The organism is Rhodococcus sp. IEGM 1366, assembly GCF_033142425.1.
GTDB classification, from domain to species: domain Bacteria; phylum Actinomycetota; class Actinomycetes; order Mycobacteriales; family Mycobacteriaceae; genus Rhodococcus_F; species Rhodococcus_F globerula.
Window position 1 is genome coordinate 443,205 of sequence record NZ_JAWLRZ010000001.1, and the last position, 21,913, is coordinate 465,117.

Consider the following 21,913-nt stretch of genomic DNA (forward strand, 5'->3'; position numbering starts at 1 on the left):
ACCATGAACCATGCAGTCGCAACCGGATAGGTTATGCGTCGAGCGCTGTGAATCCTGCCAGTTGACGCAATCTGACCAGATCTACTTTCCGCCGCGGACGCGTCACCCCCGGACGGTTGCGTGGAACCCGAACCCGAAGCGCACCGGGCCGGACCTCGCACCGCACGGGGACCGGGAAGATCAATGCTTCACCATCGACGCCGACAGGAATCTCCGGCCGATCGGCGTCGACGATCACCTCTAATGCCGTGGCTTGCGTCAGTCCCCGCCGATGTGCGCGGCGAAGCAACCCGAGGGCCTGCCGCGGGCTGTTGACCGACAGCGCGACAACGCCGAGTGTTCCCAGGTCCAACCGCGGCCGTTGCCCGAGTCCGGCAAGGTCATCCGTCTCATACGGACCGTTGCTGACCAACACCGCTTGTGGTGACTCGATGACGCGGTCCTGAACGTGCACGACAAATTTTGCGCCCTGCTGCTCCGCCAGGACATCCGGGAGCATCCGCACGACCGTACTGGTCTTGGCATCGCGATACGACGGATTCTGCACCACTTCGGCATACGCGCCGAACGACGCGTTGTTCACAAACGGTCGATCACCCACAGTCCCGAGATCGACGTAGATGTCGACGCCGTCATTCAAAGCGTCAAGGCATCGCGACGGATCTTGGAGATCCAAACCGAGATCTGCGGCAAAATGATTGCGTGTACCTGCGCTGATCACCAGATAGGGCAACCCATGTTCGGCGGCGACCGCCGCCACCAAGGCCTGTGTTCCGTCGCCTCCCGCGACACCGAGTAGATCAGCCCCGTTGTCGACGGCATTGCGCGCCACGTCTGCCACGTCAACCGGGTGGGCGGCGTCGAGAACGTATACCTCGGCACCCAATTCTCGAGCCTTGTCGATCAGTCCGAATTTTCCGACCTTCCCGCCGCCCGAATTTGGGTTCATCACGAAGAAGGGCCGTTCTGCAGGGCTCGGAGGATGTTCCGGCACAGGAGAACCCGACTCATCGTCTTGCAGGGCAGCCCGAGCGCACAACGCGGACACAATCAACAAGCCGATCGTCACCAACACCACCGCAAGCAGATTCGCCCGGATCAGAAAGACGAGCACCACTATCGGCGTCAACACCCCGATTGCCAGAGCGAACCAGCGTATAAACCCGCGACTGGTGAGGAACCAGTACGCGGCAACCACACTCACCACCACAGCTCCGACGCCCATGATCAACAACATCAGCGTCTTCAAGCCGGCAAAGACCAGCAGAACCACCACTGCTGCGAATGCCGCGACCACAGCCGCTCTGGCCAACCATCGTTGCTTGCTCGTTGCCATGTCAGCTCCCCTGTTGAACTACGTCGTATGTCATGACATCAAGCGTGAGCGGCATCTGATTGCTGCGCCGACCGGTGTCCACGCCCGTTGCGAACTGCGCCGCGGCACCGGAATCCGTGACCGAATCGAGGTTGTCCTGGTTCATGATTCGGTTTGTCAGATCGAAAGAACGTATCTCGAACGGAAGTCCGTTCGACGCCAGAGGATCCGGTCCGTCCATGATGTGGAAATGCAGATGCGGGGCGTCGGTGTTACCGGAGTTACCCAACTTGCCCAACGATTGACCCACCGTCAGATTGTCACCGACCTCGAGCGGGATACTTCCTCTCTGCAGGTGAGCGTAGAAGGCATATCGACCGTTTCCGAGATCCTGAACAACATGATTACCACCGAATTGATCGAGCGTGAGCCCGACGGGATCAGCGCCAGGAGTCTGTTCCGGAAGGTCATTCACCATCGAAACAATCTTGCCCTCCGCTACGGCAAAAACATCGCTGCCGTAGTAGGGATAACTGTTGACGGACGTCCGATCTCCATTGAACATCTTTCCCTCGGACGTCAGTTGAACGTAGTCGATGGCAAATCGCTCCGGAGCAAAAAGCTGTCCGTTGAGGGGACTGACGGCACCACGGTGAGCTGTTAGACCACAACAACCGTTTCCGTTCAACCAGTTCTCACCGTTCAGCGGCGGATCGATCACTACCGCAGACTGTGTCGATACCGTGGTCCGAGCCACGATCTCCGTCATCTCTGCCGGGAGAAGCGGCGGATTCGGGGTGGCCACCGCCACCGAAATTCGATGTTCGACAACCTCGGGAACCTCTGAGCTGGACGGTACCGTCACGTCTATCCAGGCCAAGGCCGATTGACCTGGGCCCAGAGTCTCCGTCGGCCTCGTAGCGCCGAATACCCTGATCCACGGCAGAAGCCCGTCGGAAATCGAACTCTGCAACGGAACTCCGTTCGACACCGGCTCGATACTCCGCAAGGTAAGCGGCTGCGCGAGGGTATTCGTGAGGAACAGCTCGTACGCGAGGTGTACCTCTCCGTCAGTGGCGGTTACCGGAATCGGAGCGGCAAGGGTAGCGGCAGTCAATGGGGTGAGCACTGGTTCGGCTGAGTTGGAGCCGGGAGCAGAAGTGAGCGAAGAATCCGAAGGAGTCGTCTGTGAATTCTGCGTCGTGGAGCACGAGACAACCATCGCCGCGGCAAGAAAAACTAATGCAATACTGTTCTTTCCACTCGGACTTGCCATTTCAGGAATGTTAGACCTGAACCAGTCCGGTTGCGATAAATGCGCTCGATATTTACCGTATCGAATTCAATCCTTGGATAAGCGCATTTATGCATACCCACTAGGACTTCATTTATTCGTCTTGACGGCATTTTCTCGAGGTGACGCAAGATTCGCTACCATCGGGGACCGTGCTCCCACCTCTAGATCAGCAGGCTGAACGACTCATAGCTCTCGGCATCGGCGACATCGCCGGGATATCCCCCGCTGCGATACGTGCAGCAGCAACGTCCCGCGCCGAGAACTCTCTGCTCACCATCCACGAAAAGTACGCTCCCGCTTCATCGTTGGCCCACCTTCTCGAACGCCAGGGCAAACATGGCTTTGTTGTCACCGACATGACCGATGTAGATCAGTTCACTCCCACCGAGCACGCAGTGCCCCCGGACAATCCCGTGTATCTACTCGAGGACCTCGACCGAGGCGACGCAATGTCCAACTGGAGTCCGGACGAAGCGCTACCCGCAATCCTCGAAGCCGGGCGCACGCCGTTGACGCTCACCGAGGGTATCCACTGGCTGCTCCAATGCCCGGACGTTCTCGAACGTGGCCATTGCTTCATGACCATCGGCTCACGCTTGCGCAAACCCAACGGCGCACTGGATACGCGTACCCCCGCCCTGTGGATCAGCAACGGAACCGGGCGCGACGGTAAGGACAATCGAAACGCCCCCAAAGTCGGCTGGTGCTGGGCCGGCAACCGCCACACCTGGTTGGGATTTGCGTCGGCAAATACGCGAGTGCCGATCAACGCATAGATCCACGGAGACCGGGTAGACAGCAGTACCGACTGCTCGCCTACCCAGTCCAGTGGAGTACATGATGTTTCTCAGTGACCAGTCTCTTCGTAACCGCACCCATCGCTTCGGGACAGCAATGTCGGCCTCATCGCTGCAGTGGCCACCACCGACGCCGGCGCAACGCACTGCGCGCTGGGGCGAAAGATCGGAGATGCTCGGCGCCCTGTCGGTACTCGTGTTCTGGGCTTTCGGCGTCGGCATCGTGCTCGGTGCGGGTGCCATCGTCATGGGAGTGTTCACCTTGCGCCGCCTTGGCCGGGATCCGAGTAGCACGCTGCCGGGAGATGCCGTCGTCGGCCTGATCACCGGCATCATCGGGCTTGCCCTGAGCGCATCGTTCTTCGTGGGAATACTGCCGCACTTGTAGCTAGTGTGTTGTGCCGCTGATCTTTTCAGCAGCCTCCATCAGTTCGCGCACTGCGCCGCGGGCCAGATCCTCGGACGCGGTAATCAACGTCAGGCAACCGGCCGGCTCATTGGCCGGCTGGGTCAACGGCACCCCGAGGCCCCAGTATCCCGGCTCGACTTCGCCGTAACTGACGACGTAGCCGTCCCGGCGGGCATCGGTGACTCGACTCGATTCCCCGGGGACGGGCGGCTGCCCGGCCAACAACGCATAGCCTGCGGCGCCGCGGTCGATAGGGTGGCGACCACCCTCACGGAACGACACCCAGTACCGAGCATTCTTCGGCTCGACGACGGCGACGGCCACCGCTTCGGAGCCCTCCGCGACAAACAGCGCAACACTCGCGCCCAAGGAATTCGCGAGCCGACGCAACAACGGTGTCGCCTCGTCCCGAAGGCCGGCGTACAAGTCCCGAGCGAGCGCCGCCAATCCACCCCCGGCCCGGTACTTGCCGTCCGCACCGCGCTTGATGAGGCGGAAGTCAGCCACAGTGGTGAGCAACCGCGACGCAATGGTCCGGTGAACACCCAGGGCATCGGCAACTTCCTGAATTGTCATTCCATCGGGAGTGGTGGCAACCAATTCGAGGGCCTGCAATCCCCTCGCCAGTGTTTGCGAGCCCGGTTGTTTGCCGGACGACCCATTCGATTCTGAAGCCACGCCCTTGACTCTATTCTCTCGGGGCTTGACGCCGGATCGGCACATCCTCAAGCAGTGGCTGCGGCGGCCAGGTCCTCTTCCCGTCTCGCCTCCGGAGTCTCCGGATTCTCACTGCGGCCGCGGTAGGTCGCGTCGAGAAGCAACGTCGCGATTCCGGCGATCACCAACACCCCACCGAACATCATGTAGACGCTCTTCGGAGTCCAGCCACCATCGAGCAGGTAGCCGGTCAGAATCGGAGCGATAATCGAGACCGTGCGACCGCACCCGATCATCCAGCCCACACCGGTGCCCCGGGCCGCCGCCGGGTAGATGGGCGGGCTGATCGCGTAGAAACCGGTGATGCCGCCATTGGCAAAAATGCCGACCAGTACCGCGAGCGTCAAAGCCAGGGCGACGATGTGGAATCCGGAGGCGTAACCGATGAACGCAAATACTCCACCGAACATCAAGAGAACTGTCACAACCCTCGGCCGCAACACGATTGACAGGCCCGCAAAAATGATCGATCCGATGACACCACCGACGTTGACGAGCACACCGGCAGTGACGCCCATGTTCGAATCACCCGTTGCATCGGACAGCAACTTCGGCGTCCAGGTATTGGCGAAGTAGAACGACGCGATCAAGCATGAGTACCCGAGCCAGAGGAAAACCGTGCGACGCAGCATGATTCCCTTGAAAAGGCCGTCACGCACAACACGTTCGGTCTTTCGAATCGGAACGGGCAGTTCCGACGACTGCTCGTAGCCGAGCCGATCCGCGATCTCGTTGTACCGCTCCAGTGCCCCGACCGGCCGCTTCTCGATGAGGAACTCGATGGATTCCGGCAGGGTCTTGATCACGACAACCAGCATGATTGCGGTGATGATCGTGCCGAAGATGAACGCCGACCGCCAGTCGAACACGGAAATCAGGACGCCGGAAATCGCGCCACCCACGGCTCCACCGAGGGGGTAGCCGACACCATAGATTCCCAGTGCAGTGCCACGACGCTTATCTGAACTGAATTCCGATACAAGAACATTCAGGTTCGCGACCAGTCCGCCGATCCCCAAGCCGGCAAACGCACGGAATGCGATGAGCTGGGGAACGTTGACGGCGCAGGCAGACAACGCCATTCCGACGGTGATACCGACGAGACACCAGATCGCAAGCCGGCGCCTGCCGATCTTGTCTGCCAGTGGGGAGATGAAAATTGCACCAAGAGCCGTGCCGATGATGCCGGCGCTGAGCAGGTAGCCGATCTCGACGGAGCTGATGTCCCAGGACTTTCCGAGGTGAGGCGCTACGAACGCCATGACCAGGATCTCGAAACCGTCGATCATGCTGAGGATCAGACAGATCGCGATTGTCGAAATCTGATATCGGCGCATCGGTTGCGTCCGAATCGCTTCACGAACATCCATCGAGGTCTACTTTCATAAGGTGGGAGGGGGCTTCCCCCGAGTAGCAAGAATCAGATATCCCGCAGAATCGCGGTCGTGACGGCAAAGCCGGAGATGTATTCCTTGATCGGCCGGTAGAACTCGTACGCGATCTCGTATTCACCGCAGGCCCGTAGGGCAGAGTAGGCAGCCACCCAGTTGCGCACCTCATGCGAGGAGTGCCCGGCTACCGCATCCATGTCGTCTGCGGTGTAGCGATCAAAGTCCTCGATCCGCCCGGACGCGCACACGTCGAGAAATCCTCTGTCCCACTCCGGATTCAGATCCATGATGTCGGCCTCGTCCGCCGCGAACTTGACGGCCGTGTCGATGACTCGCTGTTGCCTGGCCGCACGCGCCTGCGGCGTCGGATTCCGGCCGTCGGTCAGCATCTTGCGCTGAGCCTCGTTGGCGGTGGCGATCTGCGGAACCGGCGGATCATGTGACAGCCCACCGGAACCGATGAACAGCACCTTCTTGTCGGAATTCTTGAAATACGCTCCGACGGCCTCGCCGAACTTACGCACGCGGGCGACCTTCACGAACGGCCTGGCCACCGAATTGACGAAGACTGGGATCAGCGGTTTGGACGCTACGTCGCCGTAGATGATCTCCATCGGTTGCACCGCACCGTGATCGACCTCCATCTGACGTGAAATCGCAATGTCGAGCCCCTGATCCATCACGAACTGCGCCAAGTCCTCGGCCATAGCTTCCGGCACGTTCAGTTCACCGGCAAACGAGTCGTAATCGCCACTGCCCTTTGCCTTGTAGCCGATGCAGAACGGCGGCATCAGATCGTAGAAGAATCCGTTGTAGTGATCGGGTCCGAAGTTCACGATCACATCGGGATCAAAATTGTGAACAAATGCGCGGGCCTGGTCGAACGCTGCTTCCACCGATGCTTTGACATCGGCCGGCGGGTCGAGGTGGTGCAACAGTGGGCTGTGCGACATGCACAGCAAAGCCTGCTTCATGACCGGCTCACACCCCGAGCGGAAAGATACTGCGTGATAACGGTATTGAACTCTTCTGCCCGCTCGACCTGTGACCAGTGGCCACACTGGCTGAAGATATGCACATCGGCATTCGGGATGACGTTGAGTAACTCCCAGGTACGCGAGACGGGGATCACCACGTCCTGGACACCGTGGATCAGCAGAACCGGAACATCCAAGCGGGAGAGCACATCGAAATCGAGCGGTAGTTCGGTGCGGTCACGGTCTCGGGCTGCGACCACCTCGGCGAGGCGATCCGAGGCCGTATCGTTGAGCGCGGATTGGTAGCGCAGGGACACCAATTCGTCAGTGACAAGCGACTTGTCGACAACAAAGAGTTCGAGGGTCTTGCGAATCCCCGCTTCGGTCAGGTTCGGGTTGGAGTGACCGGCCAGCGCGCCCGTCAACTTTGCGCCGCCCGTGCCCATCGACACGATCCCCAGAAGGCGTTCCGGGAAATCGATGGCAAACTGGAATGCAAGCCAACCGCCGAGGGAGTTTCCGACAATCCACGTCTTCTCGATGCCGAGGGCGTCGAGAACGCGCACCGCGTGGCGAACCCATTCCTTGATTCCGTACTCGGTGTTCGGAGCAACAACGCTCTGTCCGTAGCCGATGGAATCGATTGCGATGCATCGACCCTGCTCGCTGAGAACCGGAAGATTGAGCCACCAGTTGGCGGCGGCGGTGACGCCGGTGCCCGAACCGTGCAGGAACAGGATCGGGGTACCTTCGCCCAGTTCGTGGTAGTGGGTGAGTTCGCCGTCTGCGGTCTCGATCCACTTGTCTTCGAGGCCGAAGAAATCGTCGGTGATGTACGCGGGAATCTCGGTTGTAGTCATATATCTGGCTTTCTCGTAAGTGTGTGTGGCGGATGGTTAGAGCGCGACCGGCACTGCGACCGCGTCCGCGACAGCGCCGGCCGGAGTGAATTTCATTGCGGCCAGGATCGCGTCCAACGTCTCCGGGGCATGCTGCGTCAGGCAGGCGCCGGCAACAAAACGGTCGGGGCGAAGGAAGACCAAGGGAGTGGGACGGTCGTCGAACCACTTCTTGAGTCGGCCGGTGTGATCGCCGAGGACCATAACGTCCGGATCCATGTGCTTCTGAGCCCATTCGCGCTGGGTCTCCGGAACTACCGCAACAAGGCGGGCACCGAGTAGAGACAACTTGTCGAGCGAGGACTGCGGGAGCACGTCCTTGGGGCTGTTGCCCCACACGATCACGGACCACCAGTTGCCGATCGCGTCGTCGAGCAGTTGGTCCGACGCATCCCGCGAGTTCACACGCGGCTGTGGGAACTGGACGCCAACCGGTGAGTTCTTGACGTTGGCGGTCAGCACCGGGATGAGCTTACTCGTGAGTTTCGCTGCTGCACTTCCCGATTCCCGAGTGTTCGGGTCAGCCAGCACTCCCCTGGTGTAGCGCGGCATCGGCTTGAAGCGCATGTCCGCGAAGTAGCTCTTGACCTGAGGGAAGAGATTGAGCACCGACGACGCAGCGTCGCGGAGTACAGCACCGACCGGATTGGTGATCTTGATGAGCCGTCCGAACGTCAGCGACAGATCCACCATTGCCTGGGCGTGATCCTTGCGCTCCGACGTATAGGTATCGAGCAGTGCGTCGTCCGCCTGACCGGAAAGTACGGCGGCCAACTTCCACCCCAGGTTGGTTGCGTCGCGCATACCCGAATTCCAGCCCTGACCCATCCACACCGGCATCAGGTGCGCGGCGTCGCCCGCGATCAATTGGCGGCCCTTGCGGAAGTCGGAAGCGACGCGGCCGTGATGGGTGAAGACGCGTCGTCGAATGAAATCGAGTTCCGCCGGGTTGGGAACATGATCTGCCAGAAGAGCATTCACGTAGTCGGGGTCCGTGACCTGCTCTTCGGTTTCGTCGTCGTGCAGCATGAATTCCCAGCGCCGAACCGCGTGGGGTAGACCGATGGACACGTACGGACGCTTCGGATCGGCACCCAGGAACACGTTGGGGGTTCCCAGCGGATCGTTGTTGACGTCCACGACAAGCCAACGTGTAGAAGGTGATTCACCCTCGAAGCCGACACCGAGACGCTTGCGGGTCGGAGACTTACCACCTTCACACCCCACCAGGTACTGCGCACTGAATCGCCGTTCTTCGATGGTTCCGTCGGGGCGAGAAACCAACGCGATAGCGGTAACCGACTGGCCGTCTTCTTCGACGTTCTCGACGCGATGACCGAACAACACCTGAACGTTCCCGAACCGGGACAGTCCCTCATACAGCGCCTTGTCGGCTTCTGGCTGGATGAAGCCGTGCTTACGTTCCCAGCCGAATTCCACGGTCTGCGGGTTGTTGACCAGCATGACCTTTCCGGCACCGTTGACCAGACGCATGATGTGCTGCGGATTGGTGTGCGGACGGATCGCATCCACCAGGCCCACCGTCTGAATGGTGCGGAACGACTCGTCGTCGAGTCCCACACCACGCGGGTAGTCGATCAGCGTATCCATGGCCTCGAGCACGGTGACCTGCTTGCCGTACATGCCGAGGATGTTCGCCAACATCAGGCCGGCGGGACCGGCGCCGACGATGAGTACTTCGGTGTCCTGAGTGGTTTTCATGGCTTCCTATCTGCGCTAATGCAACTATCGCGTGCCCTAGCGCACTATATGCACGATGCGTCTATTAGAAACCACGAAGCGGGGTACGTCAATGAGCTTTTGTGACCGGGGCCGCATTTGGTGCCCGATGGGATCGCTCAGACAGAATGGCGCGGCATCAAAACTGCAGCTAGAGCATGGTTTGCCGGCCTTCTCCATGTGCCCGAGACACAAAATGGCCGCGCCGGAGGTTGTTCACCTCCGGCGCGGCCATTGCGCAGATCTGAAGCCTCTAGACGACCCTGAGATCGAAGGTATGCCGCATCTCGCCGATACCTTCCACGTATGTCGTCAGCGTGTCACCCGCTCCGAGCAGCACCTTCGGGTTGCGGCTGAAGCCGACACCTGCCGGCGTACCGGTGAAGATCGCGTCGCCCGGCAGAAGAGGCACGATGCGGGACAGGTACTCGATAACTTCCGGAATCGTGAAAATCATGTCGCTGGTGCGACTCTTCTGCATCAAGGTGCCGTTGATCGAGCATCCCAGCTCGAGATCATTCGGATTCTCGAATTCATCGGGTGAGACCAAGACCGGCCCAATCGGACTGAAACCTGGGAACGACTTCGCCAGACCGAACTGCTGCGGTGCGGTACCTCGCCACTGTGTGTGCCGTTCGGACAGATCCTGGCCCACGGTCAGTCCTGCTACATGACCCCATGCATCCGCGGCACTCACGTTCTCCGCCCGCCTGCCGATCACCGCGACAAGTTCGGTCTCGAAATCGACAGCGCCCTCCGGCAACAGAATCTTGCCGCGTGGACCGGTCACCGACGCCGGAAACTTCCCGAATACCACCGGTATCTCGGGGATCTCCAGGCCGGACTCCACTGCATGGTCCCGGTAGTTCAAGCCGATCGCAAAGATCTGTGGCGGCAACGGCACCGGGCTTCCCAACGCCGAGTTGTCGATCTTCACTCCAGGAGCGCCCTCGAACTCACTCGCCCACTGCACGAACTCATCCCACCGCGAGTAAAGACTTTGCACGTCCGAGGAGAAGGTCCCGTTGCTGGCAATCTCGATATCAACAGCACCGGCGTCCATTCCAAGACAGGCCCGGCCCGATAAGTTGTAAATACGCATAGCGAACTACCTTTCGAAGAATAGTGACAAACGCCGAGGCGCACATTTCCCGAACCTAACGGCGATCTCAAGCACAGCTCCCGACAGTCGGCCTTTAGGCGGCGCAGAACGCGGGTACCCCGGACGTTGCGCACACTGCCAATCCCGAGGAGCAAGATCATGAACCTCAACTCACGAGCCGTGGCGTCACTTGCCGCCTGCACCGCACTGATTTTGGGTGGTTGTTCGAATTCGACGAGTCCCGAAGTCAGCTCGACCACTGCTTCCCCAAGCAATGGCGACTTCGCCGGACTGGTGGACATCGGTGACGGCCGCAGCATGTATTTGACGTGTAAGGGGACCGGATCGCCCACGGTCGTGTTCGTGTCCGGTCGAACCGATCGCGCAGATGTCTGGAAAACCGTCGCAGATCCGAATCCGACCGAAACTGCAGTTTTCGACGGCGTGGCCGAGACGACCCGGGTGTGCGCTTACGACCGCCCCGGAACTGTCACCATCACCGGCGAGCAAGTAGACGCAAGCCGTTCCACTCCGGTCCCCCAGCCCACTACCGCCGAAGACGGAATGCGCGACCTTCACGCTTTGCTGAGTGCGGCCGACGTTCCCGGCCCCTATGTCCTGGTCGCTCACTCCTGGGGTGGCTTGATCGCTCGGCTCTATGCCGACACCTATCCGACCGACGTCGACGGCCTGGTGCTCGTCGATACCCTCACCGAACTTCTCTACGACGGCCTGACTCCACAAGAGCAGCAGTGGTGGCTCACGCTCAACAGCAATTACTCTCCTGATCTCGAACCGTACAACCAGGAGAAGAGCAATTTGGAACCCAGCTTCCAATCACTACGCGACGCAGGCGATCCTCCTCCGATGCCCGTTGGGATCCTTGTCTCCGATCAACCGTTCGACCTTGAACCACTCTCGGCTGCAGGTGAATTGCCACCAGGGATACCTGTCGATTTCGGTCCGACGATATTCGCGGCCCACATTGCCGGACAGCAGGCTCTGGCCGAACGGCTACACGCACACCTCGATCTGGACACCGATGCCGGCCATTACGTCCACACCGAGCAGCCCGCACTCACGACCGATGCAATCGACGAAGTTGTTGATGCTGCTCGAACAAATCCGGATCAGTGGTTTTCCTGAAGAACGTCAAGGACGGCAGCACCACACCTTTGCCTCTACGCTCAGTCACACACTGTCCGCGCACGAGAAAGCCGGTCGACTGACGATGAGCACACACGACACGCCATCCGCCCGTTCAGTTCTGCACACACCGCGATTCTGGCTGGCACCGGTGATCGTTGTGCTGTTGCTGATGTCGGCGCTCGCTGCGCTGTATATGGGCGGAATCCTCGACCCCAAGAAGCATCTGGACGAGTTCCCGATCGCTCTGGTGAACGAAGATGTCGGCGGTACCTTGCCCGGAAGCGATCCCGCTGCAGTCGAGAACTTCGGAAACGACATCGCCGCCGCGCTCGAAAACGGGATCGATCCCGAGAAAATCGACTTACAGCAGCTCAGTCTCATCGAATCGCAATCACGACTCAGCTCCGGGACGCTCTACGGCTCCATCGTCATCCCCCGCGACTTCACCCAGCAGACAATAGCTCTGGCGCAGGGAAGCGTCGCCGCCACAGAGGTGCAACAACCGATCATCACCATCTACACCAATCCACGAGCCGGTTCCATCTCCGCGTCGCTGGTGCAGTCGATCGGGACAACTGCCCTGGAGCCGGTCAACAAGAACATGGGTGAGCAACTCACCACGCTTGTCACACAACAATTGCAGGCAGGTGGTACCGGAATGCAGCTGTCCGGCGCCAGTCGACTTCTCCTCGAAAATCCGGTGAATGTTCTTACGGTCGCGCATGATCCGCTTCCCGACGGTACAGGATTCGGTCTTGTCGCTTTCTATTTCGCCCTACTGCTGGTCCTCGCCGGATTCACCGGAGCGACAGTCGTCAATTCCCTGGTAGACGGAATGCTCGGCTACGCACCCACCGAGTTCGGTCCCCTGTTCGTACAGAACGACGTAGTCGGGATCAATAGATTTCAAACACTTCTCATAAAATGGGGCTTCATGATCGTGCTGTCCGGTGTGGTGTCCGGACTGTTCCAGTTGATCAGCCGCACCCTCGGAATGCCTGTCACACAAGGCTTTGCCTTGTGGGCATACGGCACCCTCGTGATCATCGCGGTCGGAGTCACCGCCATGTCGGTGATGGCGGCGTTCGGCTCGCTCGGCATGCTGATCAACCTGTTCGTCTTTGTCATCCTCGCCCTGCCATCGTCCGGTGGCACGATTCCGCTCGAAGCAAGCCCCGGCCTCTACTCCTGGCTTGCGCAGTTCGAACCGATGCACCAGATCTACATGGGCACCCGCGCAATCCTGTTCTTCGGCGCCCACGGCGACGCCGGCCTGACCCACGCAATCTGGATGACGTTGCTCGGCCTGGCAATCGGACTGGTGCTCGGATTTGTCGTCACACGCCTCTACGATCGGAAAGGCTACGAACGAACCCATCGCGCAAAAACAGCCTGAAGCAGTTCCCGCGCTCAGGTTTGCCGGTCACGAAGTGCGTCCGCCTTGGCGATGAGCACCGCCTTCTCACGTTCGTTTCCGGCCAAACGAGCGGCCTCGAGCAGTTCGGTACGAGCCTCCTCGGTTCGCCCGAGCCTGCCGAGCAACTCACCCCGAACACTGGGCAGCAGGTGATATCCGGCAAGTTCACCGGAAGCAACAAGCTTGTCGACGAACTCGAGAGCAGGCGCCGGACCGTATGCCATCGATACCGCTGCAGCATGGTTGAGATCCACGACCGGCGATGGGGCAAGCTGTTGCAGCGCCTCGTACAACAGCACGATCTTCTTCCAGTCCGTTTCTTCGAAAGTTGCTGCTCGTGCATGACATTCGGCAATCCCGGCCTGCAGTCCGTAAGGCCCTCGACCACGCCCGACGTCGTCCGCCCTTGCCAAAGCAACCAGACCGCGGGTGATCTGGGTCCGATCCCACCGCGCCCGATCCTGATCCGACAGCAATATCGGTTGACCGTCGGCGGTGGTGCGTGCGCCAAATCGTGACGCCGACAGCTCCATCAACGCCACGAGACCGTGCGCTTCCGGTTCCCGCGGAACAAGTTCCGCAAGAATTCTCGTCAGCCGCAATGCTTCACTGCTGAGGTCGGTCCGCATCCATTCGGTTCCCGAACTGGCGGCATAGCCCTCGTTGAAAATCAGATACAGCACGCCGAGAACAGCGCTCAACCGACTCGGGAACTCATCCCGCGGAGGCACTTCGAAGACCACCTTGGCCGCCGTCAGGGTCTTCTTCGCACGAACTATCCGCTGCTGCATCGTTGCGGTCGGCACGAGAAACGCCTTTGCGATTTCCTCCGTCGTCAAGCCTCCGACCACGCGAAGAGTCAATGCCACCTGAGCTTTTCGATTCAAGACCGGATGACAGGCCATGAAAATCAACCGAAGAACATCATCGTCGATGCGATCCGGATCCCAACCGTCTTCGTCGAACCGATTCGCATCGTTCTCGAGCTCACGCGCAAAGTGCGCGTATCGCTCGTCGAGGCGTTCTCGTCGACGCCACCCGTCGATGGCGCGCCGCGTGGCGACGGAGGTCAGCCATGCTGCCGGATTGCGGGGAATGCCCGTGGCAGGCCACTGCTCGATCGCTTCGAGCAGTGCCTGCCCCGCAACATCTTCGGCAAGATCCAAATCGCCGACAGTACGAGTGAGTGCGGCGACGATCTTCGCGCCGTCAATGCGCCACACCGCATCGACGGCGTTCCTCACCGCATCATCAGTCACGACTCAGCTCGAGACAGGGCGATCAGTACCCAACTCTTCACGCCAGCCGGCTTCCTTCTGGATGTACTCGTTGCTCTGGTCGAAATCTTCCATCTCCGAAACGCGGCGAACCTCGAGCTTGCTGCCCGGTCCAAGGGGGCAGCGCTTGGCCCACTCCAGGGCCTCGTCCTTGGTGGAGGTCTGAAGGATCCAGAAGCCCGAGAACAGCTCCTTGGTCTCGCCGTACGGACCGTCGGACACGAGCGGCGGATCGGATTCGAAATCGACGATGAATCCCTCCTCCATCGCCAGGCCCTCACCTGCGAGGAGGACTCCCGCCTTGATCAGGGACTCGTTGTACTGGCCCATCGCGGCGATAATTTCGTCGAAATCCATGTCCTTCGACGCTTCGATGGCTTCGTCGGTGGACCGCATGATCAGCATGTACTTCATGGGAATCTCCTTCGTTTGTGGACCGCTCATTCGGTCCCTCTGTCTACACGTCGAACGGCAAAGACACCGATCGACAAACTTCCGAAGCTAATTTTCAAAGGACAAGTCCGCCGGTCGAATACGTTGCCCACGGTATCGGCAGAAGGGTCGTCGGGCAGCTCAGAAGTCGAGAAATCCCGGCACGACTTCATCGGCGAGCCCGGTCGCGTCAGCGCTCCCGTAGAAATACACCGAGCCGTAGCCGAACAGGTACTCCTCCACGAACTCGGATTGCGGCTCGGCAACCACCGGCCACCCCTCTTCATTGATCTGGAACAGGAAGCGATGCCCGTCCGCCTCGACGGCATTGGCATACGACGGTTCATTTTGTATGAGTACGGGTTGCGGCTCATTTTGTATGAGTACGGGTTGCGGCGCGATCAGTACCAACGGCGTCACCTCGTCGTCTGCGGGAAGATTGATCAACGCCGCGCTCCCCAGGCCCTCATGACTGCCGGCGGATTCCGCACTTCGCGATGACGGCGGATGCAATACTGCCCGAACCCCGATGCCCGGGTATTCGAGGTCGTCGTCGCCGATGGAAAAACCTCGACGGACGAATACCGAAAGCTCTCTTGCACCGAGCCACGGCGCCGTGTGTGCCCCGAGCGTCAAGAGATACTCATGCGTCTGCAGAATCGTCTGTCCGCCGAAGACCTGCGGCGGGCGTCCACCGATCCTGGACCCACCGTCCGAATCGCTCCAACCCACCCCGAGATGTACTCTGCCCACCAGCGTCATCCTAGGCAGATCCGACGGGCGTCGGATGAAGGTCCGACAATTCCCTACAAGTCGCTGGTGACGTGAGACACACCGCACTCGATGATGGGTGCATGACAACATTCCCCACTCTCGACCCCGAACTCGCCGCAGCGGTCACGATGCTCCCGAAGGTCACCTTCGCCGACCTACCCACCGCGCGGGCAAACTACGACTCCCTAATTGGCACCATGTTGGCTGACCTGTCGTTCGACGGAGTCACGCTTCGCGAACTATCTGCTCCCGGAATCGACGACGATCCCGAGGTCGCCATTCGCTTCTTCACTCCGGCTGCCGCCACAGGTCCGATCCCCGTACTTCTCTGGATCCACGGCGGCGGATTCGCCATCGGCACAGCCGAATCCACTGATCCATTTTGCGTTGAGGTTGCGTGAGAACTCGGATTTGCCGTAGCCAATGTCGAGTACCGGCTAGCCCCGGAAACCCCTTTCCCCGGCCCCGTGAACGACTGCTACGCCGCGCTCACCTACATCCACGCACACGCCGAAGAACTGGGAATCGATCCCAGCCGCATCGCCGTCGGTGGCCAGAGCGCCGGCGGTGGACTTGCCGCCGGAACAGTGCTGAAAGCCCGAGATGAGGGCGTTGTGCCCGTCGCATTTCAACTTCTCGAGATCCCAGAACTCGACGACCGGCTGACAACGGTGTCGATGACAAACTTCGTCGACACTCCGCTGTGGAACCGCCCAAACGCGATCCTTTCGTGGCAGTACTACCTCGGCGAATCGTATTCGGGGCCCGAAGACCCTGATGTATCCATCTATGCCGCGCCCTCGCGGGCCACCGATCTCCGAGGATTGCCCCCGACCTACCTGTGCACCATGGAGCTCGACCCACTCCGCGACGAAGGAATCGAGTACGCCCTTCGCCTACTCCAGGCGGGTGTCAGCGTCGAACTCCACTCCTTCCCCGGCACCTTTCACGGTTCTGGTCTTGTCACAACCGCAGAGGTAACCAAACGAAGCAGCGCCGAGGCGTTCAGCGCACTGCGGCGAGGCTTGCGCGCGTTGTCACCAGTCTCGTAGCTTTGCAAGATGCAAGGTTTGATGTACCGGCTTGCCGAGCTCGACGCAAACTCGGCAGGCCTGGTACGAGTCATCGACTACTTCGACACCCTCGTTCGTCACGGCGCGGACACAGCGTCGCTTCTCCGCGCGAGCGCCCAGTTGGCAGATTGTGTTGCGGGCATCGAGATTGTCGAACACGGCCGAAGCAAGAAGAATCTACGCCGTTGTGACCCTCACGGCCGTTGGTCACCCGAACCCCAGCTCACGCCAAGCATCGTCAGAGACATCACCGTCGACGACGAGGTTCTCGGTACGGTATGGATCGAGCGGCCCGGTGCGAACTTGCCGCTCGACGAGATGCTCGTCGACCGGATGGCACTGACCGCCGCGATCATCTTGCGGCCCCGACGCTTACTGACCGAAGCCGAACACACTCACAATCTGCTTTTCCCGATGGACGAACTAGCGGTACTGACCTCATGTGCGGGTCTCGGCCTCGACCCCGCCGCTTCAGTGCGTGTCATCGTGTCCACAACCAATGAAATTGCGCACCTACAACTTTCGAAGGATTGCACACCGGGTCGAGCTACCGGAATCGAAGTGGGCGGCGAATACCTGAATCTCGTGACTGGTTCATTCATCTCGTTGGCAGAATTCTCCGAAATCGCACAAGCGATGCCTGTCCGCGCCGGAACATCTTTGGCTGCTGCCGCTTCCGAAATACACACACTCATCGGCACGGCGCGATTCGCCCGCAGTCAATCATCGGCCACCACACCGATTGTGAACGCGGACGATCTCGGCGCTCTCAACCTCCTGGCACCGGGCACAAAGATCGATCACACCCGAATTCCGGACCTGGTTCGCGCCAGAGAGTTTCGCGAAACCAAGGAGGGGACCGAACTGCTGGAAACACTGAGAATGTACCTGCGATCCGGCACACTGAGAGCCGCGGCCGACTGCCTGCACCTTCACCACAGTAGCGTCGCTCACCGCTTGGCGAAGCTTTCCCACCACATCGGATTCCATGTCGACACCATCGAAAATCGTGCTCGTGCAACAGCAATGATGATGGTGCTCGACGCCATGTAGATGCTAATGGCCCTCTTCAGAACACTGCGTTTTGATCATCGGCACGAGGAATTGCCGCGCTAGTGCCTCCATCTGCGCATCGTCATGAAGGTTGACGGCCTCGCTGGGAATCATCAGAAAGGAAGCCGTCACTCGGACGAACATCTCGGCCACGAGATCAACATCCACCTCGTCCGCGATAGTGCCCGCGCCCTGTTCCCTGCGGAGTTGCGAAGCAACGAACTGCCGCACCATTGCGAGCGTTCGTCCGTTATCGCCGACGATCGATCCATGTACGTGCGGGCCGGCGTCGATGAGCGCCGAGATCAGTGCATTGTTGGAAATCGCACGCAGCGAGCTCACGAACCCCAGAACTATTCGATCATCCACCGTCTCCGCGAGCTCGATATCAACGAGAAATTGTTCGAAGTATGTGCGGAACTCCCGGAGAACAACCTGCTCGACGAGCGAATCCTTGGTGGCAAATTTCCGGTAGACGGTGATTCGGGACAGGTTGGCGGAGCGGGCCACGTCCTCCATCGACGTGCGCTGAATTCCCACTTTGCAGAACTGTTCGTGGGCCGCATCGAGTAGCCGGATACGAGAGCGATCTTCCTTGCCTGGAGCTTCGCCTGTTATCACACTCCCGAGGGACGTAATCGATTCCAACGCAGACGAATTGGCATCCTTGCGGGTCACATGCACTCCTTCTTGCCACGAGGGTGCGCAGGTGGAAAATCAGACAAAACACTTGTGGCGCCCATCACGCTATGCTACCAATGATACGGAGATACATGACTTGTTTCATTGCTTCATCGGACTAACCGGGAGTAACGACATGGACGATCTCAGTAGGCGCAATGTGTTGAGAGTTGGCGGCACACTCGGAGCACTCGGCGCACTCAGCGCGCTCGCAGCACCAGCCAGTGCGCAGCCGTGGCACTGGTCACCAGCGGGTTCGGTGCCAGGAACCGGGAACGGTGCAGATCCGAGACAAACATGGGACACCCAAGCGGACCCGCTCGTGGCATCTCTCTTCGACCGAGGTGACGTTCCAAAGGTCAACGAACTCTTGCGCACCTGGAAGAAGAACGGTCAGCCGCTGCCAGCGGGACTTCCGTCCGACCTCCGCGAATTCATGGAACAAGCGCGGCAGCTACCGTCGTGGACCGATCAGAACAAGCTCGCGGCGGCCGTGCGATTCAATGAGAAACGAGGTCTCTACCTCGGTGTTCTCTATGGCTTCGCCAGCGGAATGATGAGCACTGTCATCCCCAAAGAGGCGTTGGCAGTGTATTACTCCAAAGGCGGAGCGAACATGAAGAACCGCATCTCGAAAACCGCAAAGTTGGGATACGACATCGGTTCTCGCAACGCATTTCAGGCTGACGGCGAGATGATTGTCACCTCCGTCAAGACCAGACTGGTGCATGCCGCGGTGCGGCACCTGCTGCCTCAATCTCCGCACTGGACGCACATGGCGCCGGAGGACGTTCCGATCAGTCAGCACGACATGATGGTCACCTGGCACAGTTTGCCGACTACCGCCATGCGAAACCTGAACGCGTGGAACGTGAAAGTCCCCACCGACGAGTCCGACGGATTTCTGCATTCGTGGCAACTGAGCGCTCATCTTCTCGGTATCGAGGATCAGTACATTCCCGCGACGTGGAACGACGCGGAATCTCAAGCCACACAAGTGCTGGACCCGATCTTGGCTCCCACCCCCGAGGGAATCAAGCTCGCCGACATTCTTCTCGATCTGGGTGCGGGCCTCGATTTCACACTTCTCACTCGGCCCATCCTCGGCGCGTTGACTCGCTTCATGCTCGGCAACGAAATTGCCAACTGGCTCAATATTCCGCGCGAACCAGTGTGGAGCACCCTCCTGGAAACGGCATGGGGTCCATTCGTGAAGGTACGGGAAGGGCTCCTTCCCGTACCCCTTGCACCACATGCCTACTGGACCTTCGACGAACTACTCCGACAGTTCGTTCTGCTCTACATGTCCGAACTTCGACCGATCAGCATCGAGATTCCCGAGTTCAACAACCCGAATTACCGCTGACAGGACAATCTGCCACCATGTTCGAATGGAGCAGCCAACGGCCGAGCAGTCATTTGCCGCACTCCTCGAAGTGAGTGCGGTTCCGCTTCTCAAGCAGCACGGGTTCCGGAAGCAGAAACTGACCTTCAGACGGGAGCGAGACGACGTTGTCGACGTCGTCAACCTGCAACTGGACTGCCAGTACCGACGCCGGATCGAGAACATCGCCTCCGGCATCGGACCACACGTGACCGTCGACGCAGAGACCGATATCCCCGCGACTGCTGACATTGTGCGCGCCGCACTCACGAGCGCACTGGAGGTGATGTGCCAGCTTCGTGGACCAGATGATATCGTCCGATTTGCATTGTCGGATATAGACTTTGACGTGTTTCGCTACCGGTTCGCGACAGGCGACAAAGCCGGTGCGGATGAGCAATACCAACGAGCGCGCTACCGGTTCGGCGCAGAGCCTCGCTGGCAGCGCCTCGACGACCTGTTTCGACAAGCGTCCGCCCGCACAGTCGGTGCCGATTGACACTACGACGGCGACAGCGCGATATCCGTCTGCCGATCGCACCCTTCCGCGGTGCGACGAGCGCATTCGTCGATCACCTCGGTGATGCCGGACCGTGCCAGCGTGCGGCGTTGCACCATTGCCCCGTTACCCTGGTCGAAGACTTTCTCCAGTGAGGCAGTAACCCGCTCGAGCTCGCCGAACTCGGCCAGCATCGGCGCAACGTAATCCAGCAGTCGCCGAACCAGCTGACGCGTGGGCACCAGGCGCACAGTATCCATGTCGAGAGCTCGACCGGCAATTCCATCCCGGGCGGCCCGCCAGCACGCCGCACGCAATACCTCCTGATCGATGATCGGGGCCGGGCTGCCCGTCGCGATCTCTTTCATCACGGTGACAACAAGCGCATGTACCAGCGTGGCATACGTGATCGTCTCGTCGACTGTGGCTGGAATGTCACTGATCCGAATCTCCACGGTAGGAAGATGATCCGAGACCCGAACATCCCAATAGACCATGTGGGGGTCCAGAATGACACCCGCCTCGAGCATCGTGGCGATTGCGGCGTCGTAGTGATTCACGGACTCGAAGTGCGGCGGCGGCCCGCAGCTCGGCCATCGCCCGTACATGATGTAACGCCAACTGGCATAGCCAGTATCGATGCCGGCACTGATCGGCGAGTTCGCAGTCAACGCCAAGAGCGTCGGCAACCACGGACGCAGATGGTTGATGATCCGAACGGCTTGTTTGCGGTCCTCCACACCGACATGCACATGGCAGCCACACATCACTCCCGCAGTAAGAGCGCCGAATTCACCGGCCATGCGTTGATATCTCGAGGTGTCAGTGGTCTCGTTGGGCGGTGGATCGTAGAACGGTGTTCCCACTGCCAGCAGCTGGCATCCGTCGTGTGCGGCAGCGTCTGCTGCAGCGAAGCGCAGTTCACGCAGTTGATCCCGAAGGTCGCGGATATGACCCCCGATCGATGTGGCGGTCTCGACCTGGCAACGAGTGAGCTCCAATTGAAGATCGACACCGAGGTCTCTTCCTGCGGCTGCAACTTCGGCATTGCGCAACCTCGGCTGTTTGGTCAGCGGGTCGCACAGGAGGAATTCCTCCTCCACGCCCAGAGTGGGCGTGTCTAGGACGGCAGATTGAGGCGGAACAGTCGTTTTTGCCATGGGGTCCTCGGCTTCGACAATTACAAACCACGAGTCTTCAACGGAAAGAGCAGAATTCAGTGGTTTCGAAGTTCGTCGATCAGTTCACTTTTCTTCATCTTCGAGTACCCATGCAGGTCCAGTTCCTTTGCTCGCGTCTTCAATTCATCCACGGTCCATTCTTCGTACGAAGTGGACCGACCGCCAGTTTTAGCGACGTTCGAACGACCACGATTCGCTGCTGCGTTGGAGATCCGCGCCGCCTTCTCCTTGGAATCTCCTTTCTCGCGCAATTTCTCGTAGAGATCCTGGTCTTTGAGTTGCGGTTGCGAGTCCCTACGAGCCATCTGTCCGTCCCTTCTTCTGCTGGAGGCATGCCTGTGTCTGAGTG

22 protein-coding genes and 1 pseudogene are annotated in these 21,913 nt (G+C 59.9%); 9 read left to right on the forward strand and 14 right to left on the reverse strand.

Features of this window, described 5'->3' with window-relative positions:
- Positions 1-31: 31 nt before the first annotated feature.
- Both R4P64_RS02200 and R4P64_RS02205 read right to left on the reverse strand, forming a co-directional pair.
- Positions 32-1,336: a diacylglycerol/lipid kinase family protein gene (locus R4P64_RS02200; protein ID WP_317819076.1), complete on the reverse strand. Its 1,305-nt coding sequence runs from the start codon at positions 1,334-1,336 to the stop codon at positions 32-34.
- 1 nt (position 1,337) lies between these two features.
- Complete coding sequence (locus R4P64_RS02205) at positions 1,338-2,591, reverse strand: M23 family metallopeptidase (RefSeq protein ID WP_317819077.1); 1,254 nt, start codon at positions 2,589-2,591, stop codon at positions 1,338-1,340.
- Positions 2,592-2,761: 170 nt separating this feature from the next.
- Between R4P64_RS02205 and R4P64_RS02210 the strand changes: the two genes are divergently transcribed.
- Entirely contained in the window at positions 2,762-3,388 is a 627-nt protein-coding gene (locus R4P64_RS02210; protein ID WP_317819078.1) for a DUF5701 family protein, read from the forward strand.
- 118 nt (positions 3,389-3,506) lie between these two features.
- On the forward strand, positions 3,507-3,797 hold the full coding sequence (locus R4P64_RS02215; RefSeq protein WP_233366256.1) for a hypothetical protein: 291 nt from the start codon (positions 3,507-3,509) through the stop codon (positions 3,795-3,797).
- Here the strand turns inward: R4P64_RS02215 and R4P64_RS02220 are convergent, their stop codons facing one another.
- The 6 genes from R4P64_RS02220 to R4P64_RS02245 form a co-directional block, all read right to left on the reverse strand.
- Complete coding sequence (locus R4P64_RS02220; protein ID WP_033233745.1) at positions 3,798-4,496, reverse strand: IclR family transcriptional regulator; 699 nt, start codon at positions 4,494-4,496, stop codon at positions 3,798-3,800.
- A gap of 47 nt (positions 4,497-4,543) precedes the next feature.
- Positions 4,544-5,905, reverse strand: coding sequence for an MFS transporter (locus R4P64_RS02225; RefSeq protein WP_045065648.1), 1,362 nt, complete (start codon positions 5,903-5,905; stop codon positions 4,544-4,546).
- Between the two features lie 50 nt (positions 5,906-5,955).
- Entirely contained in the window at positions 5,956-6,900 is a 945-nt protein-coding gene (locus R4P64_RS02230) for a 3-carboxyethylcatechol 2,3-dioxygenase (protein WP_141486876.1), read from the reverse strand.
- On the reverse strand, positions 6,897-7,763 hold the full coding sequence (locus R4P64_RS02235; protein WP_045065649.1) for an alpha/beta fold hydrolase: 867 nt from the start codon (positions 7,761-7,763) through the stop codon (positions 6,897-6,899). Before R4P64_RS02235 ends, R4P64_RS02230 begins: the two co-directional genes overlap by 4 nt.
- Positions 7,764-7,799: 36 nt before the next feature.
- Positions 7,800-9,524: a bifunctional 3-(3-hydroxy-phenyl)propionate/3-hydroxycinnamic acid hydroxylase gene (locus R4P64_RS02240; RefSeq protein WP_317819081.1), complete on the reverse strand. Its 1,725-nt coding sequence runs from the start codon at positions 9,522-9,524 to the stop codon at positions 7,800-7,802.
- 271 nt (positions 9,525-9,795) lie between these two features.
- Positions 9,796-10,644 (reverse strand): fumarylacetoacetate hydrolase family protein, encoded by an 849-nt coding sequence (locus R4P64_RS02245; RefSeq protein WP_317819082.1) that lies wholly within the window; start codon positions 10,642-10,644, stop codon positions 9,796-9,798.
- A 159-nt stretch (positions 10,645-10,803) separates the two neighbouring features.
- Here R4P64_RS02245 and R4P64_RS02250 point away from each other — a divergent pair, with 159 nt between their 5' ends.
- Both R4P64_RS02250 and R4P64_RS02255 read left to right on the forward strand, forming a co-directional pair.
- Entirely contained in the window at positions 10,804-11,790 is a 987-nt protein-coding gene (locus R4P64_RS02250) for an alpha/beta hydrolase (protein ID WP_317819084.1), read from the forward strand.
- 85 nt (positions 11,791-11,875) lie between these two features.
- Complete coding sequence (locus R4P64_RS02255; RefSeq protein WP_033233894.1) at positions 11,876-13,189, forward strand: YhgE/Pip domain-containing protein; 1,314 nt, start codon at positions 11,876-11,878, stop codon at positions 13,187-13,189.
- A 14-nt stretch (positions 13,190-13,203) separates the two neighbouring features.
- Here the strand turns inward: R4P64_RS02255 and R4P64_RS02260 are convergent, their stop codons facing one another.
- The 3 genes from R4P64_RS02260 to R4P64_RS02270 all read right to left on the reverse strand — a co-directional run bounded on the left by R4P64_RS02260 (position 13,204) and on the right by R4P64_RS02270 (position 15,681).
- Positions 13,204-14,454, reverse strand: coding sequence for an RNA polymerase sigma factor (locus R4P64_RS02260; protein WP_411742628.1), 1,251 nt, complete (start codon positions 14,452-14,454; stop codon positions 13,204-13,206).
- 18 nt (positions 14,455-14,472) lie between these two features.
- Complete coding sequence (locus R4P64_RS02265; RefSeq protein WP_033233750.1) at positions 14,473-14,901, reverse strand: YciI family protein; 429 nt, start codon at positions 14,899-14,901, stop codon at positions 14,473-14,475.
- 159 nt (positions 14,902-15,060) lie between these two features.
- Positions 15,061-15,681: a hypothetical protein gene (locus R4P64_RS02270; RefSeq protein WP_317819086.1), complete on the reverse strand. Its 621-nt coding sequence runs from the start codon at positions 15,679-15,681 to the stop codon at positions 15,061-15,063.
- A gap of 92 nt (positions 15,682-15,773) precedes the next feature.
- Here R4P64_RS02270 and R4P64_RS02275 point away from each other — a divergent pair, with 92 nt between their 5' ends.
- The 3 genes and pseudogenes from R4P64_RS02275 to R4P64_RS02285 all read left to right on the forward strand — a co-directional run bounded on the left by R4P64_RS02275 (position 15,774) and on the right by R4P64_RS02285 (position 17,819).
- On the forward strand, positions 15,774-16,094 hold the full coding sequence (locus R4P64_RS02275; RefSeq protein ID WP_317819087.1) for a hypothetical protein: 321 nt from the start codon (positions 15,774-15,776) through the stop codon (positions 16,092-16,094).
- 15 nt (positions 16,095-16,109) lie between these two features.
- A pseudogene (locus R4P64_RS02280) lies at positions 16,110-16,745 on the forward strand (alpha/beta hydrolase); the annotation flags it as partial.
- A gap of 9 nt (positions 16,746-16,754) precedes the next feature.
- A complete protein-coding gene (locus R4P64_RS02285; protein ID WP_317819088.1) occupies positions 16,755-17,819 on the forward strand; it encodes a helix-turn-helix domain-containing protein in 1,065 nt (354 codons plus the stop codon).
- 3 nt (positions 17,820-17,822) lie between these two features.
- Here R4P64_RS02285 and R4P64_RS02290 read toward each other — a convergent pair whose 3' ends face one another.
- Positions 17,823-18,497: a TetR/AcrR family transcriptional regulator gene (locus R4P64_RS02290; protein WP_116102461.1), complete on the reverse strand. Its 675-nt coding sequence runs from the start codon at positions 18,495-18,497 to the stop codon at positions 17,823-17,825.
- Positions 18,498-18,636: 139 nt separating this feature from the next.
- Here R4P64_RS02290 and R4P64_RS02295 point away from each other — a divergent pair, with 139 nt between their 5' ends.
- Complete coding sequence (locus R4P64_RS02295) at positions 18,637-19,866, forward strand: oxygenase MpaB family protein (RefSeq protein WP_317819089.1); 1,230 nt, start codon at positions 18,637-18,639, stop codon at positions 19,864-19,866.
- Positions 19,867-19,891: 25 nt separating this feature from the next.
- Complete coding sequence (locus R4P64_RS02300; protein ID WP_051730430.1) at positions 19,892-20,383, forward strand: DUF4304 domain-containing protein; 492 nt, start codon at positions 19,892-19,894, stop codon at positions 20,381-20,383.
- A 2-nt stretch (positions 20,384-20,385) separates the two neighbouring features.
- On the opposite strand, the gene R4P64_RS02305 is transcribed toward R4P64_RS02300, so the two are convergent.
- The gene (locus R4P64_RS02305) at positions 20,386-21,543 is read right to left on the reverse strand and encodes a glutamate--cysteine ligase (protein ID WP_116102458.1); all 1,158 of its coding nucleotides are present in this window, start codon (positions 21,541-21,543) and stop codon (positions 20,386-20,388) included.
- Positions 21,544-21,599: 56 nt separating this feature from the next.
- A complete protein-coding gene (locus tag R4P64_RS02310; RefSeq protein WP_045065664.1) occupies positions 21,600-21,869 on the reverse strand; it encodes a Rho termination factor N-terminal domain-containing protein in 270 nt (89 codons plus the stop codon).
- Positions 21,870-21,913 lie beyond the last annotated feature (44 nt).

What these genes read in the sequence shown, in the direction of transcription:
- R4P64_RS02240 (WP_317819081.1), bottom strand. Translation starts at nt 9,524, where the DNA reads ATGAAAACCACTCAGGACACCGAAGTACTCATCGTCGGCGCCGGTCCC.
- R4P64_RS02230 (WP_141486876.1), bottom strand. Translation starts at nt 6,900, where the DNA reads ATGAAGCAGGCTTTGCTGTGCATGTCGCACAGCCCACTGTTGCACCAC.
- R4P64_RS02300 (WP_051730430.1), top strand. Translation starts at nt 19,892, where the DNA reads ATGGAGCAGCCAACGGCCGAGCAGTCATTTGCCGCACTCCTCGAAGTG.
- R4P64_RS02250 (WP_317819084.1), top strand. Translation starts at nt 10,804, where the DNA reads ATGAACCTCAACTCACGAGCCGTGGCGTCACTTGCCGCCTGCACCGCA.
- R4P64_RS02225 (WP_045065648.1), bottom strand. Translation starts at nt 5,905, where the DNA reads ATGGATGTTCGTGAAGCGATTCGGACGCAACCGATGCGCCGATATCAG.
- R4P64_RS02275 (WP_317819087.1), top strand. Translation starts at nt 15,774, where the DNA reads ATGACAACATTCCCCACTCTCGACCCCGAACTCGCCGCAGCGGTCACG.
- R4P64_RS02270 (WP_317819086.1), bottom strand. Translation starts at nt 15,681, where the DNA reads ATGACGCTGGTGGGCAGAGTACATCTCGGGGTGGGTTGGAGCGATTCG.
- R4P64_RS02215 (WP_233366256.1), top strand. Translation starts at nt 3,507, where the DNA reads ATGTCGGCCTCATCGCTGCAGTGGCCACCACCGACGCCGGCGCAACGC.
- R4P64_RS02235 (WP_045065649.1), bottom strand. Translation starts at nt 7,763, where the DNA reads ATGACTACAACCGAGATTCCCGCGTACATCACCGACGATTTCTTCGGC.
- R4P64_RS02265 (WP_033233750.1), bottom strand. Translation starts at nt 14,901, where the DNA reads ATGAAGTACATGCTGATCATGCGGTCCACCGACGAAGCCATCGAAGCG.
- R4P64_RS02295 (WP_317819089.1), top strand. Translation starts at nt 18,637, where the DNA reads ATGGACGATCTCAGTAGGCGCAATGTGTTGAGAGTTGGCGGCACACTC.
- R4P64_RS02285 (WP_317819088.1), top strand. Translation starts at nt 16,755, where the DNA reads ATGCAAGGTTTGATGTACCGGCTTGCCGAGCTCGACGCAAACTCGGCA.
- R4P64_RS02245 (WP_317819082.1), bottom strand. Translation starts at nt 10,644, where the DNA reads ATGCGTATTTACAACTTATCGGGCCGGGCCTGTCTTGGAATGGACGCC.
- R4P64_RS02255 (WP_033233894.1), top strand. Translation starts at nt 11,876, where the DNA reads ATGAGCACACACGACACGCCATCCGCCCGTTCAGTTCTGCACACACCG.
- R4P64_RS02310 (WP_045065664.1), bottom strand. Translation starts at nt 21,869, where the DNA reads ATGGCTCGTAGGGACTCGCAACCGCAACTCAAAGACCAGGATCTCTAC.
- R4P64_RS02205 (WP_317819077.1), bottom strand. Translation starts at nt 2,591, where the DNA reads ATGGCAAGTCCGAGTGGAAAGAACAGTATTGCATTAGTTTTTCTTGCC.
- R4P64_RS02200 (WP_317819076.1), bottom strand. Translation starts at nt 1,336, where the DNA reads ATGGCAACGAGCAAGCAACGATGGTTGGCCAGAGCGGCTGTGGTCGCG.
- R4P64_RS02305 (WP_116102458.1), bottom strand. Translation starts at nt 21,543, where the DNA reads ATGGCAAAAACGACTGTTCCGCCTCAATCTGCCGTCCTAGACACGCCC.